This window comes from Raskinella chloraquaticus (SeqCode) (assembly GCF_021731865.1).
Classification (GTDB): Bacteria; Pseudomonadota; Alphaproteobacteria; order Rhizobiales; family UBA4765; genus Raskinella; species Raskinella chloraquaticus.
The window spans coordinates 40,831-58,520 of sequence record NZ_JAKFWN010000040.1 but is presented as its reverse complement, the minus strand read 5'-3'; the positions used below and the strand labels follow the sequence as shown (position 1 = coordinate 58,520).

15 protein-coding genes are annotated in these 17,690 nt (G+C 62.3%); 4 read left to right on the top strand and 11 right to left on the bottom strand.

Annotation, left to right across the window (positions count from 1 at the left end):
* Both ACINK1_RS13505 and trxA read left to right on the top strand, forming a co-directional pair.
* On the top strand, positions 1–1,548 hold a 1,548-nt coding region (locus ACINK1_RS13505), incomplete at its 5' end, for a PD-(D/E)XK nuclease family protein (protein WP_395760156.1).
* A gap of 77 nt (positions 1,549–1,625) precedes the next feature.
* Positions 1,626–1,952: a thioredoxin gene (gene trxA / locus ACINK1_RS13500; protein ID WP_376802053.1), complete on the top strand. Its 327-nt coding sequence runs from the start codon at positions 1,626–1,628 to the stop codon at positions 1,950–1,952.
* A 77-nt stretch (positions 1,953–2,029) separates the two neighbouring features.
* On the opposite strand, the gene ACINK1_RS13495 is transcribed toward trxA, so the two are convergent.
* The 9 genes from ACINK1_RS13495 to ACINK1_RS13455 form a co-directional block, all read right to left on the bottom strand.
* Positions 2,030–2,845: a universal stress protein gene (locus ACINK1_RS13495; protein WP_376802052.1), complete on the bottom strand. Its 816-nt coding sequence runs from the start codon at positions 2,843–2,845 to the stop codon at positions 2,030–2,032.
* 98 nt (positions 2,846–2,943) lie between these two features.
* Positions 2,944–4,785 carry a hypothetical protein gene (locus ACINK1_RS13490; protein WP_376802051.1) on the bottom strand — a complete coding sequence of 614 codons (1,842 nt, stop codon included), beginning with the start codon at positions 4,783–4,785 and terminating at the stop codon, positions 2,944–2,946.
* Positions 4,786–4,854: 69 nt separating this feature from the next.
* Complete coding sequence (gene mepA, locus ACINK1_RS13485) at positions 4,855–5,763, bottom strand: penicillin-insensitive murein endopeptidase (RefSeq protein WP_376802050.1); 909 nt, start codon at positions 5,761–5,763, stop codon at positions 4,855–4,857.
* A 109-nt stretch (positions 5,764–5,872) separates the two neighbouring features.
* On the bottom strand, positions 5,873–6,475 hold the full coding sequence (locus ACINK1_RS13480; RefSeq protein ID WP_376802049.1) for a heme-binding protein: 603 nt from the start codon (positions 6,473–6,475) through the stop codon (positions 5,873–5,875).
* A gap of 21 nt (positions 6,476–6,496) precedes the next feature.
* Positions 6,497–7,612, bottom strand: coding sequence for a transporter substrate-binding domain-containing protein (locus ACINK1_RS13475; RefSeq protein ID WP_376802048.1), 1,116 nt, complete (start codon positions 7,610–7,612; stop codon positions 6,497–6,499).
* Positions 7,613–7,742: 130 nt separating this feature from the next.
* Entirely contained in the window at positions 7,743–8,363 is a 621-nt protein-coding gene (locus ACINK1_RS13470; RefSeq protein ID WP_376802047.1) for an FMN-dependent NADH-azoreductase, read from the bottom strand.
* Positions 8,364–8,485: 122 nt separating this feature from the next.
* Positions 8,486–9,331, bottom strand: coding sequence for an alpha/beta hydrolase family protein (locus ACINK1_RS13465; RefSeq protein WP_376802046.1), 846 nt, complete (start codon positions 9,329–9,331; stop codon positions 8,486–8,488).
* A gap of 19 nt (positions 9,332–9,350) precedes the next feature.
* Entirely contained in the window at positions 9,351–11,156 is a 1,806-nt protein-coding gene (gene lepA, locus ACINK1_RS13460) for a translation elongation factor 4 (RefSeq protein ID WP_376802045.1), read from the bottom strand.
* Positions 11,157–11,227: 71 nt separating this feature from the next.
* Positions 11,228–12,058 (bottom strand): lipo-like protein, encoded by an 831-nt coding sequence (locus ACINK1_RS13455; RefSeq protein WP_376802044.1) that lies wholly within the window; start codon positions 12,056–12,058, stop codon positions 11,228–11,230.
* Between the two features lie 257 nt (positions 12,059–12,315).
* Here ACINK1_RS13455 and ACINK1_RS13450 point away from each other — a divergent pair, with 257 nt between their 5' ends.
* Entirely contained in the window at positions 12,316–13,569 is a 1,254-nt protein-coding gene (locus ACINK1_RS13450; RefSeq protein WP_376802043.1) for a flavin monoamine oxidase family protein, read from the top strand.
* A 22-nt stretch (positions 13,570–13,591) separates the two neighbouring features.
* Here ACINK1_RS13450 and ACINK1_RS13445 read toward each other — a convergent pair whose 3' ends face one another.
* Both ACINK1_RS13445 and hmgA read right to left on the bottom strand, forming a co-directional pair.
* A complete protein-coding gene (locus ACINK1_RS13445) occupies positions 13,592–14,545 on the bottom strand; it encodes an MBL fold metallo-hydrolase (RefSeq protein ID WP_376802042.1) in 954 nt (317 codons plus the stop codon).
* Between the two features lie 24 nt (positions 14,546–14,569).
* Complete coding sequence (gene hmgA, locus ACINK1_RS13440; protein ID WP_376802041.1) at positions 14,570–15,871, bottom strand: homogentisate 1,2-dioxygenase; 1,302 nt, start codon at positions 15,869–15,871, stop codon at positions 14,570–14,572.
* Positions 15,872–16,080: 209 nt separating this feature from the next.
* Here hmgA and murJ point away from each other — a divergent pair, with 209 nt between their 5' ends.
* Positions 16,081–17,646, top strand: coding sequence for a murein biosynthesis integral membrane protein MurJ (gene murJ / locus ACINK1_RS13435; RefSeq protein ID WP_376802040.1), 1,566 nt, complete (start codon positions 16,081–16,083; stop codon positions 17,644–17,646).
* Positions 17,647–17,690: the final 44 nt, after the last annotated feature.

Here is a 17,690-nt window from a genome sequence, read left to right as displayed (position 1 = left end):
ATGGATCTGCTGGCGCTCGGCGATGCCGTGCTGCTGCCGGACGATGATCTGACGTTTGCCTGCCTCCTCAAATCGCCGCTGCTGGGGCTTGATGAGGATGACCTGTTCCGCCTGGCAAACGGGCGCGCGGACCACACGCTTGCCGATGAGCTGGCACGGCGCGCGCGGGAGGAGACGCGTTGGCAGACGGCGCATCGCCGCTTTGCGGCTTGGCGGGAGCGCGCGGGGACCGAGCGCCCTTACGATTTCTTCGCCGGTGTGCTTGGCCGCGACGGCGGGCGCCGGGATTTCATGGGCAGGCTCGGCAGCGAAGCCAATGACGCGCTCAGCGAATTTTTGGCCGCAGCGCTTGATTTCGAAACACGTCACATCCCAAGCCTGCAGGGCTTTCTGGCGTGGATGCGCAGCACCGAGTCGGTCGTCAAGCGCGAGATGGAGCAGGGGCGCAACGAGGTACGCGTCATGACCATCCATAACGCCAAGGGGCTGCAGGCGAAATACGTCATCATGCCGGAAACGGTGCAGGTGCCGCGACGGTTGTCGGAGGACCGCCTCGTCGAGGCGTGTGATCCGCTGGACGGCAAGCCGCTCCTGCTGTGGCTTGGCAAAGCGGGCCAGGAGCCGGACCTTGTGGCGCGCGCGCGGGCTGCCGGGGATCAGGCGGCGCTCGCTGAATATTACAGACTGCTTTACGTGGCGATGACGCGGGCCGAGGATCGCCTGTTGATTGCAGGCTATCTGAAAGGCACCAAGGAAGCGCCCGCCACCAGCTGGTATGCGCTGATCGATGAGCAACTGCGCCCGCTGTGCACGGGTGAAACGGATGCGACAGGTGACATCGTGTCATGGCGCTATCCAGCCACAGCACTCGCAGCTGACACGCCAGCGACCATCCGCCCTGCCGTGGCGGCAAAAGCGATGATCCCTGACTGGCTGCAGCGTCCAGTCCCGCCATCGCCGGCAGGCCGCCGCCTCTCCGCGCCCTCTCGCTTCGGCGGTGGTACAGTCGGCGCGAGCGTATATCCTGTGATTGAGGAGGGGCTGGCGGCGCGGCTGCGTGGCCAGGTCCTCCATCAGCTTTTGCAGACACTGCCGCAACTGCCACCCGCCCGGCGGCACGAGGCGGCGCAAGCCTATGCACGCCGCCAGCTCGGTTCAGCGGCGCCAGGCCTCGCAGACGAGGCGCTCGGCGTTCTGGCCATGCCGGAACTGGCTGCCCTGCTCGCTGGCCCGCATCTGGCCGAGGTGCCGGTCATCGGCACGGTGGAGGTGGCGCCCCGGCGCAGCCTGACGCTGTCGGGGCGCATCGATCTGCTGGCTGTTGGCGCTGAGTACATCGACATTATCGACTTCAAGAGCGGCGAGGCGCCAAGCGATGGACCACCGCAGGCCTACATCATCCAGCTCGCGCTTTATGCGCGCCTTCTTTCATCGCGTTATCGCGATCGCCAGACACGGGCAGCGCTGGTATGGACGCGATTGCCACGTTATGACGTGCTATCGAGCGAGCGCATGGCTGCCGCGCTTGCCACAATCGAAGGTGGATGAGCAACCATTCCTTGACGCTTCACGGTGCAATACCTAGGTTCGTTGCTCCTTACCCCTGCCAAGAAACGGAACACACCATGACCGTCAAAGCGACCGACGCCACCTTCCAGAGCGAAGTCCTCGATTCGGCTGAGCCGGTTCTGGTTGATTTCTGGGCCGAATGGTGTGGCCCATGCCGGCAGATTGCCCCCGCGCTCGAGGAAATTTCCAAAGAGATGGCGGGCAAGGTGAAAATCGTCAAACTGAACATCGACGAGAACCCGAACGCACCGACCCAGTTCGGCGTGCGCGCCATCCCTACCCTGCTGCTCTTCAAGGGCGGCAAGGTGATCGGCCAGCAAGTGGGCGCGGCGCCGAAATCGAAGCTTGTGAGCTTCATCGAGACCAATTCCGCCCTGGCGTGATCGCGCGACCCGCTTGATTTCTCGCAAGCGCGCCGGCTGTTGTTACAGGACCGGCTCCGGCGCCCCGGGCAAACGCCTCAATTGGCCATGAAAACCGGCACTGCGGTGTGGGCGAGGATGTGGCTGGTGGCGCCACCAAAAAACATCTGACGCAGGCGGCTCTGGGTGTAGGCGCCCTTGATCAGAAGATCGCAGCTGCGCTCCCTGGCCTCGCTCAAAATGGTATCGCCAGAACCCCGCGGTGTTGGCTTTACCGTGACCGCATCAACGGCAAGACCGCGCAGACGCAGATGAGCGGCCAGATCATCCCCGGTTGGACCAATAATGGTCGAGCCTTCAACGGTCAGAATGGTGATTTTCTTCGCCCGCGCCAGCACATCATTGGCCATGGCAACCGCGCGGGCCGTCTCGGTGCTGTGGTTCCAGGCGATCATCACGTGATTGCACATTGTGGCAGCCGGGACCGGTGGCGCCACCAGGATGGCGCGGCCGCTCTCAAACAGGGCGGCTTCGAGCGAAGCCATGCGCGCTGATTTGACGCCCTGGCCGGGACGGCCCAGCACCGTGATATCGTAGACGCGGGCCACCGCTCCCAGATCGCCGTCGGTGGCGTGGACACCCTCACGCCACGCAGCCGTCGCGCCGCCTAGCTGTGCGGTGGCAAAAAAGCTTTCGAATAGCTGGCGCGCCATGTGCCGCGATTCAGAGCTTTGCTGTTCCAGCATCACAGCGCTGAGCGGTTCGGCAAGATCGCCGGTCAACATGAATTGCAGATCGGCGGCCAGATCAATCCCTTCGATGCGCGAGGCAAAGAAGGAGGCGAATACGCGCGCCGTCTCGAAGGTGGCGTTCATACTCTCATTGGCTTCGGTTGGCAGCAGGATGGCTTTCACCGTGACGGCTCCCTTGCGAACAAAACTGCGATCAGATTACGCGGTCGCGCGGCGGCTGTCGCCTGCCGATTGCGCCTCGGACACAGAATGCCGGCAAACTAGCGAAGGAGGCGATAAATCGTCAAAGGGCCGGAGGTTTGATACAGGTTCACCCATTCGGGTAATTTGTTTTCGGCAAGTGCTTCAGCGAAACTGTCGGGATTTTGTGCCGCGACGAAGAGACTGTCATTGCGGCATGTCACGATATAGGTGATGCCACGGCGCTGCAGGATGGCTCTGGCGGCCTGCACGGTGCCGGCAAACGTATCGAGACTATCGAGAATTCCGCCAACCTGCCGGTGATAGGGCGCCCCAACCACGCCATGTGGTGTATAGGCCAGAAGGGCTGAGCCAAGATTGATCGTTGCCATCACACGACCTCGTGGCAGGGCGGCAAGCGGGGCGTAGAGCGCGCGCTCAAAGCAGGCATTGATCGCGGGCAAGGCGGCTGCCGCTTTCACCTCATCATCGCCAAGAGCACGGGTGGGCGCTGCCACCACACCAAGCCTGGTCAATAGCCTGCCGATGCCTTCATAAACCAGGCTCTGAGGCGCCAGCCAGGCTGCAATCAGGAGCGCCTGAGCAGCAATTCCAGGGCGGGAGGCTGCATGATCGCGGGCGCGCGCAATCAGCCAGGCGGCATAGGGCAGCGACAGGGTGGCAGCGAAGACCGTGCCGCGGATCTGCACGAGCGTGACAGCAACGCTGATGGCGAGAAAGGCAAAGAGAACTGCGGGAGCAAAAATATCGCGTCGTGGCGTGCCTGTCAGCACAAGGAGCGCAATCAGCACGCCGGACATCACTGTGCCTGCGGCGTTGATCGCAAGCGCTGGATTGAGCGCGAGCAGGGATAGAAGCGGGCGTGCTTCATCAACGTCAACGAGCCAGCGGCTTACCAGACGGGAGTCGAGCTCGGCATAGGGACCGGCGAGACATTCAGGGGCGAGCACGCCAGCCGCGACAAGCGCCGCAGCGCCCACAACCGCTATTCCCGCCAGGCGTGCCGGCAAAGAGAACGCCCAGCGCCATGAGGCGGCATTGACCAGGCCAAGCCCGCCGCCGCCGACGAGGGCTGCGGCAAGGTAGGGCGGTGACAATGAATCACAGACCAGAACGCCAGGACCGGTTCGCACGGCAAACAGCCCGTAAGCGATCAGGCTGAAGGCTGCAAACGACCAGGAAAAAGCGCCGGCGCCCAAGCGGAAACGCTGCGGGTCGAGGGTTTGCGCCAGCGCGACCACAATGCCGGCGAGCGCCACCTGCCCGATGGTTTCCATGCCAATCGACATCATCAGCGCAGCGCAAAGTGCGGCAAGCGCTCCCGACCGCAGGCCGCGATCAAGGCGCATGAGGGCAGCCGCAAGCCACAGGGTGAGTACCAATTGCAGATTATGGTGATCAATATTTCCCGGCGCGTAAGCATGACGGACATGAACGCAAAGGAGTGTCAGAATCACTGCCGGGAAAGCGGCTTTCCTGCCGGCGAGCCCAACCGCATTGGCGACCACCCCGCCGACATAGCCAAGTGCCAGCAACACGGGCCAGATGATGAGAGCGATTTTTTCGGCAGATTCGCGCTCAACGAGAAAAGAAGCAGCCAGAATAAGACCGCCTACCGGCAGATCAACGATTCGCGACCAGTGCATGGCAACGCCATTGGGGACGTCGAGACGCTGCTGCGTCAGGTCAAACCAGCCCTGCCCGCCGAGAAAATCGCGGATCTGTGCCAGCCGCACCAGCGCATCAGGGTCAACCAGCCCCGGCCCTGTCACCGCCGCCCAGCCATGATAAAGGCCGAGTGCAGCAAACGAAAGCCAGCCGAAAAGCGTCACGGCGACAGGGCCGTTTAACCGGTTGCCAGGTGCAGCCGCCATCGCTCCAGCTTCACGGTTTATGCTCATGCCTCTCCCGTCCGTCGTGCGAACAACAGAAAAGCACGAGGCGACTTGAGGAAGGATGAAGAGAACCGATCAGCGGGTCACGGCGACCTTGCGGCAGGCTTCGGGATAATCGGCGAGCGTCAGTTCGCGCCCCGGCGCTCCGGTGCGCGGCTTGGGAAAGCGTACGCTGTCGCGAAACCAGGCCTGAAGATCCGCACCACAGCCTTCCCCCTGCGGCGTCGCGCGCTTGTTGACGCAGCTTTCCTCGCCAGGCGGACAGTGCAACGCCACATGAAAATGAAAGGTGTGGCCATGCCACGGACGTATCTTGGCGAGCCAGGCGCGATTTTCCGGCGGGGTGCGGGCACACATCGCCTTCTTGATCGCGGCGTTGACGAAGATGCGGTCGACCTGCGGATAGCTTGCCGCCCGCAACAGCAATTTTATATGGGCGTCGGTGAAGCGGTCAGGATAAACGCTCAACAGATCGCGGCGAACCATGTCGATGGCTGGCATTTCCTCGCGCTCCTCGCTGCTGAGGCGCGTTCTGGCAGGCGTCAGCCACAGATCAGCCTCCAGCCCCAGCTGATGCGAGGCGTGGCCGGTGAGCATCGGCCCGCCGCGCGGCTGGGCGATATCGCCGACCAGCAGGCCCGGCCAGCCTTCGGAATGCGCATCACGGGCAAAGCGTTCGATCCATGAGATGAGCGCCGGATGCCCCCAATTGCGCTGGCGGGTAAGGCGCATCACCTGCCAGGTCGGGCCATCGGGGCTGAGCGCCTGCGCCCCGGCAAGGCAGCCACGGCCATAAGAACCGATAGCGCGCGCCGCGAGCGGGGCCGGATCATTGTTTTCAAAAAAAATGCGCCGCGCGGCATCCGGACCAAGTCGTGACAGCTGGGCAGCCCGCCGCGCTGCCTCTTCACGGCTGTTTTCCTGGGCGGATGCTGCTGCTGGCAGCACGAACGCCAGGCACAGGAGGATTGCGCTCCGCCACATCGACCTTGTCCCGCCCCTGTCCTGCCCCTGTTCACCGGCGACATGATAGCGCCATGCCGCCCCGGTGGAAATCCCGCGTGGGGCAAACGTCCATGTCAGACAGCACATGTCAATCGAGCGGAATGGCGACCTCGTTGCGCCGCAGGAAGGGCGGCGTCATCGGCGGATCATAGCGGTAAAGCCGCGCCGGCGCCGCCGTTTGCTGCCCTTCCAGGCTCAAAAGCGCGCGCAGCTCGGCCGTCTTTTCGGCAACCCGCTCAGGGCCGGAGGTGCCCGAAAAACGCAACACGGCGAGTTTCTGCTCGGGGACAGGTGAGAGCAGAACGGCCGGATTATCCGGGACAGGCGCCTTGTCGCGGGTGAGGGCCGCGGGCAGGAAAAAGCGCATGACCGGCTTGCCATCGCGTGTCGCCGTCTCGACAGGCGCCGTCATGGCAATCTCGGGGGATGTCTCGACGGGGGCTGTCATGGCGATATCGCCCTTCGCGCTGTTAGCGCCGAAAATATACCCGGCAAGGCGGCGAAAGGCGGCGTTGGTCGCGGCCTCGCTGCCATCCTCCATCGCGGTCTCAGCCGCAAGGCGCGGCGCATAGAGGCGGATTTCCGCCTCTGGCGACAGGCGGGTGATGATGGCAAAGGCCGGTTCCTCGGCTGTACGGATGCCGATCAGGTTCAGCATCACCCCGCCGATCACTTTCCAACCAACCGCCATCGGCTTAATCCTTGTGCGCGCTCAATTTCCGTCATTGCTTACGCCAAACCAGCGGGCGTGGATCGCCTGGTATTCCCCGCTCTCGCGCAATTTCAGCAGCGCTTCGTTCACAGGTTTGCGCAGCCTGCTGTCGGCAGGCAACATGATGCCATAGGTTTCAGGCCGGAAGATGGCGCCGGAGACCTGAACCTTGCCCTTGCCTTCATGAATCGCGTGATATTGCAGTACTGGCGCGTCATAGACGACGGCGTCCACAGTTCCGGCATGAAGCGCGGCGATGGCCTGGGCGATCTGATCAAAACCACGCGGCTCGACGCCGAGCTGGCGGATATAGGTAAAGGCCGTGCTTGAAGACACGGTAGCGACCCTCTTGCCGACAAGGTCCTGAGGGCCGGAAATTTCGCCGGTGAGCTGTTTGACGGTCAGCGAAGCCGTCACGGTTGCGGTAAAGTAGGAGACGAAGACGACGCCGACGAACATCCAGACGACGGCGATGATGCGACCAAGAAAACTGGCCGGCATGTCGGTTGCCTGACCGGCAAGCGTGGAGGAGGTCCACCACAGCGATTTTACCGCTTCGTTTCTTTTCTTGTCCGACGGCACGAAAGATTTCGGGTGCCGACGCTCGACAAGCCAGACAAAAGGCACTGGCAGGGCGATCAGAATCACCAGCACAATCAATAATTCGCGCAAGGCCTTGGACGAAAAGAGGGTGAAGAGGCTGCCGAGCGATGAACCGGCCTGGGAGCGATCAGCGGTGATCATGATCTGCAGGCCGGAATCGAACATCGGCTGCGAAAAATCATAGATGCGCGCCCGCTCGGCGGTAATCGAAATGGCGGAAATCGCCATATCGGCACGCCCCTCGCGCACTTCGGCAAACAGCTCGGGCAGTGTGTCCTTCACAACCAGCCGGCTGTTGACGCCCATCTCGCGCGCCAGCGCTTTCCATAGATCGATGCTGAACCCCTGCAGCTCATCATTGTCGCGCATGACGAAGGGCTGGACGAGGCGGGTGGCAATCGTCAACGTTGACAGCGTCTGGGGCGGCGTCTGAGCCTGCGCCTCAGGTGCAAGCTGCCCGATCAGTGCCAGCACGAGGATGACGACGTTGATCCATCTTGTCTGAAAGCTCATCCATCCCACCCCTTGGCTGAGGCAGGTCTAGCGCAAGGCACTCATCGGGTTCAAGCAAAGCGCCGACAGTCCACGATGGCGCGGCGGCGGATTTGTCACCCGCGCCGCCGCACCCATCCAGCGTCTCACATCAGGCAGCGACCGCTCGGCGGATACGGCCCTTGGCGAGGGCGACCTCGGCGGCAAGGGCTGCCGCATCACCCGTGGTTGCCTCAACGGCGATCTGCTCGATTGATTTCACGCCAAGGAAACCCAGAAGGAATTTGAGATAGGGTCCGCAGAAATCAGCGCCCGCGAACGGGCCTCCATTCAGATAACCACCCGCACCATAGGCGGCGATGATGGTCGCTTTCCGGGCCTTGACCAGACCGTTGAAGTTTTGCCCGTCATACGCAAATGTGTGGCCGATGCGCACGATCTGGTCGATCCATGCCTTGAGCGCAGATGGCACCGAAAAATTATACATCGGCAGCGTGATCAGCAGTTCGTCAGCCTGCTGCAACTCGGCGATCAGCGCGTCCGACAGTGCCGTTGCCTCGCGCAGCTCGTTATTCATCTGATCAGCCGGCGTATAATAACCGGCGATTGTCGCTTGCGAGATGTGGCGGATCGGCTGGGCGATGATATCGCGCTCCTGAACGGTATAGGCTGGGCCGCGCGCCATCCATGCCTGGGCGAAGGCGTCACCAAGATCGCGCGAGGTGGAGCCGGTGAGGCGTGAGCTGGCATCGATACGAAGCAGATGAGGCATGAGTGTCTCCTGTGAATGATGAGACCATATGACCATGCCTGATTTATCGATAAACAGGCGATCCATCCGGAGTGCCGTGCGCATTTGTCACGAATAACGCCTGGCTGGCGATTTCGTTTCGCCTATCGGAGCACGCCGATGCGCTTCAGGAAAGGATCGACTGTCGCGCGCCAGGAGCCTGAATAGAAGTATTCATGGCCATCAAAGCCGTGGGAGGGGGCGGCAATGAAGGTCGCGCGCCCGCCCGATCTGGTGAACGCATCATACATGCGGCGCGCCAGTTGCGGGCCGAAGAAGAGATCGTTTTCGGCGTAAATCCATAGCTGAGGCGCCCGTGCAGACCCGCCATAGCGGCCCATCGCGGCGACCAGCTTCTCTTCCTGGCAGACGTCATTCGGGCCGCGCGAACCGCGCCCGCCGGCAAAATTGACCACGCCCTTGATGCCGCCCGTACCACCGGCGGCGACCGAACCAAAACCACCGGCCGAGACGCCGATCAACACCACGCGGCTGGCATCGATGCCGGCCTGCGATTTGGCAACCGTAAGCGCAGCGCGGATATCCTGCGCCGAGGCAAGACCGGCGGAGGTATAATTACCAACAGCACAGCCACCATAATTCTCGGCCCATGGCCCGCTGCCGCCATAGCCGCGCCTGATCGGCACCGCAACGGCTACCCCTGAGCGCGCATAATCCTCAGCCTGGGCGGACAAGGTTTGCGATCCCAGCCGCGATCGCCGCTCTGCATCACGCGGGCTGCCATGGGACATGACAAGAAGCGGGAAAGGCCCGGCGCCTGCCGGCATGTGCAGATAGATGGGGATTTCCGTGCCGCCGGATGCAGCCTTCAGTGTGATCACCTCGGCGGGAGCGCTGGCTGCGCGCGGGGCGGCGTGAGCGGGTGCCAGGACGGACGCGAGAAAAATGCCCGAGGCGAGCCAGGCGGGCGATGCGAATTTCCCGGTCATGCCATTCTCCGTTGCCTTCTCACGCATCCATCTTCAGCGCCGCGATAAAAGCTTCCTGCGGGATATCAACCTTGCCGAACTGGCGCATGCGCTTCTTGCCCTCTTTCTGCTTGTCGAGGAGCTTGCGCTTTCTGGAGATGTCGCCGCCATAGCATTTGGCGGTAACGTCCTTGCGCATGGCGCGGATGGTCTCGCGGGCGATCACCTTGGCGCCGATCGCTGCCTGGATGGGGATCTGGAACATGTGCTGGGGGATGAGGTCTTTCAGCTTCTCGCACATGACGCGCCCGCGCATTTCAGCGCGCGCCCGGTGCACCAGCATGGAAAGCGCGTCCACCGCCTCGCCATTGACCAGGATCGACATCTTCACCAGATCGCCCTCGCGATAACCGGTGATGTGATAGTCAAATGACGCATAGCCCTGGCTCACCGATTTCAGCCGGTCGTAGAAATCAAACACCACCTCGTTGAGCGGCAGGGCATATTTCACCATGGCACGCGAGCCGACATAGGTGAGATCAAGCTGCTCGCCGCGCCGGTCCTGACAGAGTTTGAGGATGGAGCCCAGATAGGTGTCAGGGGTGAGAATGGACGCTTCAATCCACGGTTCCGAAATCTCGGTGATGCGGGCGACATCGGGCATGTCGGCCGGGTTGTGCAATTCGATGTGATCGCCATTCGACAGCGCCATCTTGTAGATGACGGAGGGCGCGGTGGCGATGAGGTCGAGGTTGAATTCGCGCTCCAGACGCTCCTGGATGATTTCGAGATGAAGCAGGCCCAAAAAGCCACAACGGAAGCCGAAACCCAGAGCCGCGCTCGTCTCCATCTCGAAGGAGAAGCTCGCATCGTTCAGCCTAAGCTTGCCCATGGCGGCGCGCAGATCCTCGAAATTGGCGGCATCCGTCGGAAAAAGGCCGCAGAACACCACCGGCTGGGCCGGGCGGAAGCCCGGGAGTGCCTCGGCGGTGGGTTTGCGCTCATCCGTGATGGTGTCGCCGACGCGGGTATCGGCCACCTCCTTGATGGAGCCGATGAGATAGCCGATCTCGCCGGGCGCCAGCATCTCCACCTTGGTCTTCTTGGGCAGGAACACGCCGACCTCGTCGACCTCATAGGCAGCACCTGTGCCCATGAGCTTGATCTTCGAGCCGCGCTTGATCGCGCCATCGAGCACGCGCACCAGAACGACGACGCCGAGATAGGCATCATACCAGCTGTCAACCAGGAGGGCTTTGAGCGGCGCCTCGCTGTCACCCATCGGTGGCGGCAGGCGGGTGACGATAGCCTCCAGCACCTCATCGATGCCGATCCCGGTCTTGGCCGAAATCGGGACCGCATTGGAAGCATCGATGCCGATCACCTCCTCGATCTGCTGCTTGACGCGCTCGGGCTCGGCCGCCGGCAGGTCGATCTTGTTGAGAACCGGGACGATCTCGTGATTATTGTCGATGGCCTGGTAGACATTGGCGAGTGTCTGCGCTTCCACCCCTTGGCTTGCATCCACCACCAGGAGCGAACCCTCGCAAGCCGCCAGCGAGCGGTTCACCTCATAGGCGAAATCAACATGCCCGGGCGTGTCGATGAGGTTCAGGATATAGGTCTTGCCATCGTTTGCCTTGTAGTTGAGGCGCACCGTGTTGGCCTTGATGGTGATGCCGCGCTCGCGCTCGATATCCATCGAATCGAGGACCTGCTCGACCATGTCGCGGGCGGCAAGCCCGCCGGTGCGCTGGATCAGCCGGTCGGCCAGCGTCGACTTGCCATGATCGATATGGGCGATGATCGAGAAATTACGGATGTCAGACAAGGGTGCGCGCGTCATGGCGTCGAGATAGCACTGCTTTGCCCGCCGTCAAAGGCGATGTTGGCGGCAAAAGGCTTTCAAACCTCCGCTCAGGTGACCTCGTCAAGTGTTGGCTGGCTGATATCGAGACTGTGATCGCACGAGCAATCAGCCGGCTGGTCGCGATGAGACCAAGGGGCGCAATAATAGTCGAAACCTTCCTCGATGGTCGGCTTTATGACGGCAAAATAGGGAGAAAGATCGAAATCGCGCGGCGTATACAGGGAATGGTGGCGAATGCGCCAGATTTCCTGCTGTTCGCTGTCCCGCTGGATGCGCTCAATCTCCGGCAGGATCGGATAATTGACACATTCGAAGGCCTTGGCGATCAGCGTCGAGCAGATGGCGCGGGACGGGTCCCCCGAACCCATGGCCAGCATCTTGCGGCGCTGGAAGCGGTAAGGCAGCGGCGGCATCGGCAGGAGGTAGCGGACGAGATCAACGATATTGCGCAGATCGTATTTGTCGCCGATATGCGACATGGCCTCAGCGATGACCTGTTTCGCATCTGCTTCGCGCAGGCGGATGGGGCGGCAGATGCGGACATTGAGACCGGCATATTTGCTCAATGGTATGGCCGCAACGCCGGTTTCGACGTCAGCCTCGATGAGGTTCAGCAACTCGCCCGACGGCGATGTCTCGCCCAACGCCGAGCCAATATAGAGTGCGGCATGCGACCAGCTGGACTGCGTCAGATATTTGATGGCGGAGGACACCTTGGTGGGAACGCTCTCCACCAGCAGCACGTCGCAGGGACGCAGATGGCGCAGCAGGCGCGCGGTTGCCTCTGGCGGTGGCGGCTTGGCAGACGCCGACGGCGTGCCGATATGATGGGCAATGAAACGCCCGATATGGTCGAGCAGGCTATTGACGACGGCCATGGCGTCCTATCCCGTTTGTATCCGGTGGTTCGCGTCTGCACAGGATTCTGTCAGCCGAGCCGGTTCAAAGGCAGCGGCAACAGCTTGTCATGAAGCAAGGATAGCATAGGTGGCCCGGCAGATGGTATGCGGGTTGCTACCCAGAGTTAATGACGGCAGAAACAGGCTGACAGAGCGATCACGATTCGCCCTTACCCGAGAGGCATGGGACGGCACGGTACGGTCGGCGCCGGACATGGACAGGAGTGCAGCGAGCCATGGCTCTGGCGCAGCGTGATGTTGATGTGGCGATCATCGGCGCTGGAACAGCGGGAATAGCGGCTGCCCGCGTGCTGGTTCGCGCCGGCCTCAGCGTGCTGGTGCTGGAAGCGTCCTCGCGGCTTGGCGGGCGCTGCTTCACCGACACGATCACCTTCAACGCGCCCTTTGATCACGGCGCCCATTGGCTGCATGCGGCTGACAAGAACCCTCTGGTCAAATTCGGCCATGATCTGGGCTTTGCGCTTTACGAGGATCAGCGCACGCTGAGGCTGGCGGCACCCGATCGCCTGCCCAGCGAAGAGGAGACGACAGCCTATCGCAATGCGGTTGAGACGGGTGAAGCCAGCATCATAGCCGCTGCTGAGCGGGGTGATGATGGAGCGGCAGCGGCGAGCCTGCCCCGTGAACCTGCCGAATGGCGCCAGGCGGTATCATTCCGCCTCGGCGCCTTTGATATCGGCAGGCCGCTTTCCGAGGTGTCCATCCTCGATTTCGGCCGCGTTGCCAGCGGCCCTGACCTGTTTTGCCGGACAGGGCTTGGGACTTTGATCGCCACGCTCGGGCGTGGTCTGCCGATTGCCTTCAACGCGGCGGTGAGCGCCATCACGACCGGTGATGAGGGGGTGCGGATCGAAACGGCGCAAGGCACTCTCAACGCCCGTATCGCCATCGTGACAGTTGCAACCGACGTCATCGCCAAGGGCATGATCGCCTTCACCCCGGCGCTTGATGCGCAGCAGACGGCAGCCTTCCAGACCCTCAAACTCAGTGATTTCCTGCATATCGGATTTGAAATCGCCAGCGGGGTCGTTGATATCGCTGATGACACCCATGTTTTCTCGGCAACGCGCGATGAGCGGACCTTCGCAGCGCTTGCCCGCTCGGGTGGCAGCAATGTCTGGTATGTGGCAACGGGCGGCATTTTTGCCCGCGAACTTGAAGCTGCCGGCAAAGAGACTGCCGTTTCTTATGCCCGCGACTGGCTGATCAGCCATTTCGGCAGCGGTATCGGCCCGGCCATCCGCCGTGACGCTGCGACGCTGTGGGGCCGCAATCCCTATATTGGCGGCGCCTGGTCGGTTGCCCCTCCTGGCCAGGCCCGGGCACGCACGGCCCTGCGTGAATGGCATGCGGGACGGGTGCGCTTTGCCGGAGAGGCCGGCCACGATACGATGTGGGGAACGGTTGGCGGGGCCTGGGAGAGCGGGCAGGAGGCGGCCCGTCAGGCGCTCACCATCGTGCGCGGCTAGGCCCAGCCGGCGGGTGGCATCCTCACCCCTGCAAGGCGCTCCACATCTCGCGGTCGCGCGCTGCCGTCCAGATGACGGGATGAGCAATCCCCATCGCCTCGTCATAAGCGCGCGCGACGTTGAAGGGCAGGCAATGCTCATAGATCGCGTACGTGCCAAACGGGCCGTCCATCGCCTGACGCACGGCGGCAAAAGCCTCTTTCAGCGAGGCGCCGGCCTTCACCGCTTTCTCCACCGTGCCGTAGAGCGCCTGCAGGAACGCATCCGTCCCGGCAATGGCTGCCTCAACCTTGTCCGGCCCAACCAGCGCCGCACCGCGCCCAGGCACGAGAGCGGTTGGCTGCAAGGCGCGCAGGTTTTTCAAGGTCTGCGGCCAGTCAGCAAAATGCGCATCGCCGCAATAGCAGGCGGAATGATACTCGACGAGATCGCCGGAAAAGACGACGCCGCTATCGGGCACGACGGCAACGATGTCGCCTGCCGTATGACCGCGCCCGATATGCAGCAGGCGCACCTCGCGCCTGCCAAGCCACACTGTCATTTCGTCGCGAAAGGTAACGGTCGGCCAGGTGAGGCCGGGAATGCTGTCAGCTCCGCGAAAGAGCCGGGGAAAGCGGCCGAATTCCGAATCCCAATCCTGCTGCCCGCGCTCGACGATGAGATCGCGGGTGGCGGACGACGCGATAATCGTATGGGCGCCGTAAGCCGAGGCGCCAAGCACACGCACCGCATGGTAATGAGACAATACGACATAGGCGATCGGCTTGTCGGTGACGCTGCGCACCCGCTCGATCACCTGGCCTGCCATGGCCGGCGTCGACTGGGCGTCGATCACCATGCACGCCTCGTCGCCGACGATGATGCCGGAATTGGGATCGCCCTCGGCGGTGAAGGCGTAGAGCCCCTCGCCCACAGCTGAAAACGTGATGGTCTTGTCGCTGAGGTCGCCTGCCGAGGCGAAGGATTTGCTGGTCATCTGGTTCTGTCTCCGTGGCAGGGTTCAGGGCTTGGCCGGGTTGAAATGCTTCTTCAGGCCCTTCCAGCAATCGACATAATTGTCCTGAAGCGTTGGCAATCGTGCAGCATAATCGCTGACGTGCTGCGGCAACCGCGTTTCGAACATGAAAGCGAGCGTATTGGAGAGCTTCACCGGTTTCTGCTCGCCATTGCTGGCGTGCTCGAAGGCCTCGGCGTCCGGGCCGTGCGGCAGCATCATGTTGTGAAGGCTCATGCCGCCGGGCACGAAGCCTTGCGGCTTGGCATCATAGACGCCGTGGATGAGGCCCATGAATTCCGACATGATGTTGCGATGATACCAGGGCGGGCGGAAGGTATTTTCCGCGACCGCCCAGCGCTCTGGAAAAATGACAAAATCGATATTGGCCGTGCCGGCGGTTTCCGAGGCGGATGTGAGGACGGTGAAGATCGAGGGATCGGGATGGTCGAATGAAATGGCGCCGACGGGCGAGAATGATCGCAGATCATATTTGTAAGGGGCGTAATTGCCGTGCCAGGCCACCACATCAAGCGGCGATTGGGCGATGGTCGTTTCATAGAAACATCCCCCCCATTTGACGACGAGACGCACCGGCCGCTCCACATCCTCATAAGCGGCGACGGGCACTTTGAAATCGCGCGCATTGGCAAGGCAATTGGCGCCGATCGGCCCGCGCTCGGGCAGAGTGAAGGCGGCACCATAATTCTCGCACAGATAGCCGCGCGCCACCCCCTCCAGTGGCTCGACACGGAATGTAACACCGCGGGGAATAACAACAATCTCGCAGGGTTCAGCGGCAATGATGCCGAATTCGGTGACAAAGCGCAGGCGCCCCTGCTGCAGGACAAACATCATTTCGCCGTCGGCATTGTAGAAGCATTCATCAACCATCGGTGCGGTGATGAGATAGACATGGGCGGCCATGCCGCTCTGCCCCTGCGTGTCACCCGCCGTCGTCATGGTGTGGACGCCGCCCAGAAACGTCGTGGGCTTGTCGGGAATTGGTGTCGGATCCCAGCGCATCTGGCCGATGAGCGCAGCATGGTGGTGGTCGGGCGCGCTCAGCCAGCCGCCACCGGGGAGAGGGGTGAAGCGGCCCGTATGGCACACCGAGGGGCGGATGCGGTAGAGCCAGGAGCGCTCATTCTGGGCGCGCGGCGCGGTGAAGGGCGAGCCGCTCAACTGTTCAGCATAAAGGCCATAGGCGCATTTCTGTGGCGAATTGCGCCCCTGTGGCAGGGTGCCGGGCAACGCCTCGGTCTCGAAGCTGTTGCCAAAGCCGGTCATGTAGGACAGCGACATCATGGATCTCCTCATCTCATACCAGCATAGCGGGGCAATGATACGTCTTGTGATACAAATATGCATGAACCGACATGGCAACCCCGCGCAGGCGACAGATGCGAGGCTGGCGGGATCAAAAGGCTTCGCCCTCCCCTGCGAGCACCAAACATGTTACTCGGCGCCGCTGACCAGCTATCATTACTCCTCTTCTCTTGCGCAGACACCCGATCATGATTCGTGCCGTTGCCTCGGTTGGTTTCCTGACGCTGGTAAGCCGGATCACCGGCTTTGTCCGCGACACGGTATTTGCTGCGCTCCTCGGCGCGGGCCCGGTGGCGGACGCCTTCGTGGTCGCGTTCCGCATTCCCAACCAGTTTCGCGCGCTGTTTGCCGAAGGGGCGTTTCAGGCAGCCTTTGTACCGAGCTTTACCGCGCTTCACCTTGGTGAGAAGCGGGGCGAGGCCAGCCGTTTCGCGCGCTCGACCCTGTCGCTTCTCCTGCTGGCAAGCCTGACGGTGTCGCTGCTGCTGATCCTATTCGCCGAAAAAGCCATCGCACTCCTGGCGCCGGGCATGGTGAACGACGTGCAACGCGCGCCGCTGGCCATCACCTATCTGCGCTATACCGGCATCTATCTTGTCTTCATGAGTATCATGGCTTTCTATGCCTCGCTGGCGCAGGTGCATGGGCGCTACGCGGCGGCGGCGGCGGCTCCGGTGCTGCTTAATGTCATTCTGGTTCTCGCCTTGTGGCTTTTATCACCACGCCTTGGCGATCCGGGCCTGGCGCTGGCGATTGCCGTTCCCCTCTCGGGGCTCGTCCAGGCAGGCGTCGTCGCTCTTTCACTGCGGCGCACGGGTGAAGCCCTGCTGCCGGGTATCATTGCGTGGTCTAACAGCCTGAAGACGTTTCTGCGTCGGCTCGGCCCGGCGGTACTGGGCTCTGGCGTCGTGCAGATTTCGGCCTTCGCCGACACCATCATCGTCTCCTTCCTGCCGGCAGGGCAGATTTCATATCTCTACTACGCCGACAGGCTCTACCAGTTGCCATTCGGCGTTATCGGCCTGGCGCTGTCGACCGTCGTGCTCCCGACGTTGAGCCACGCTTTTGCAACGAAGGATGACGCGGCGGCCGTATCAGCGTTCGCCAAGGCCAATGAGTTGGCGCTCCTCACCAGCCTGCCGGTGGCGGCCATGATGGCAATCGGAGCGCAGGCGGCGGTGTCGGGTCTGTTCGGGTATGGTGCCTTCCTGCCAAGCGATGCCACGCAGACGGCGGCGATTGTCGCAGCCTATGCGCTGGGCATCCCCGCCAGCATCCTCATGCGCTGTCTGGTGCCGACCTTTCAGGCCAAAGGCGATACGACAACGCCCGTGCGTGTGGCGGCGGGCGTATTGGTGGTCAGCATCACGCTCAAAATCGTGCTTGCCGAGCGTCTGGGGGCTGCCGGCATCGCCGCCGCCACCGCGATTGCCGCATGGATCAGCTTTGTAATCCTTGCCATCGCCGCCCACCGTTCAAAGCTGATTGCGCTTGATCCGCGTCTCTACGCCGTTTTATGGCGGACGGTCCTTGGCTCGCTGATCGTCGCGGCACTGATGTGGCTCGTGCTCGCTCTGCCGGCCGTTCAGATACTCTTTGCGGGACACAGCCTTGCAAAGGCAGCCCTCCTGATCGTTATCGGCCTTTTCGTCATGCTTGCCTACAGCCTCGTTCTCTGGCTCAGCGGGTATCGGCGCGCCAGCCTCCTTTTTGACCGCAAGGGTGCAGCGACGGCATCGCAGCAAAAGGAATAATTTTCTTTCAAATTGAAGGCTGTTGGCTGCAGAAGGTTTAATCA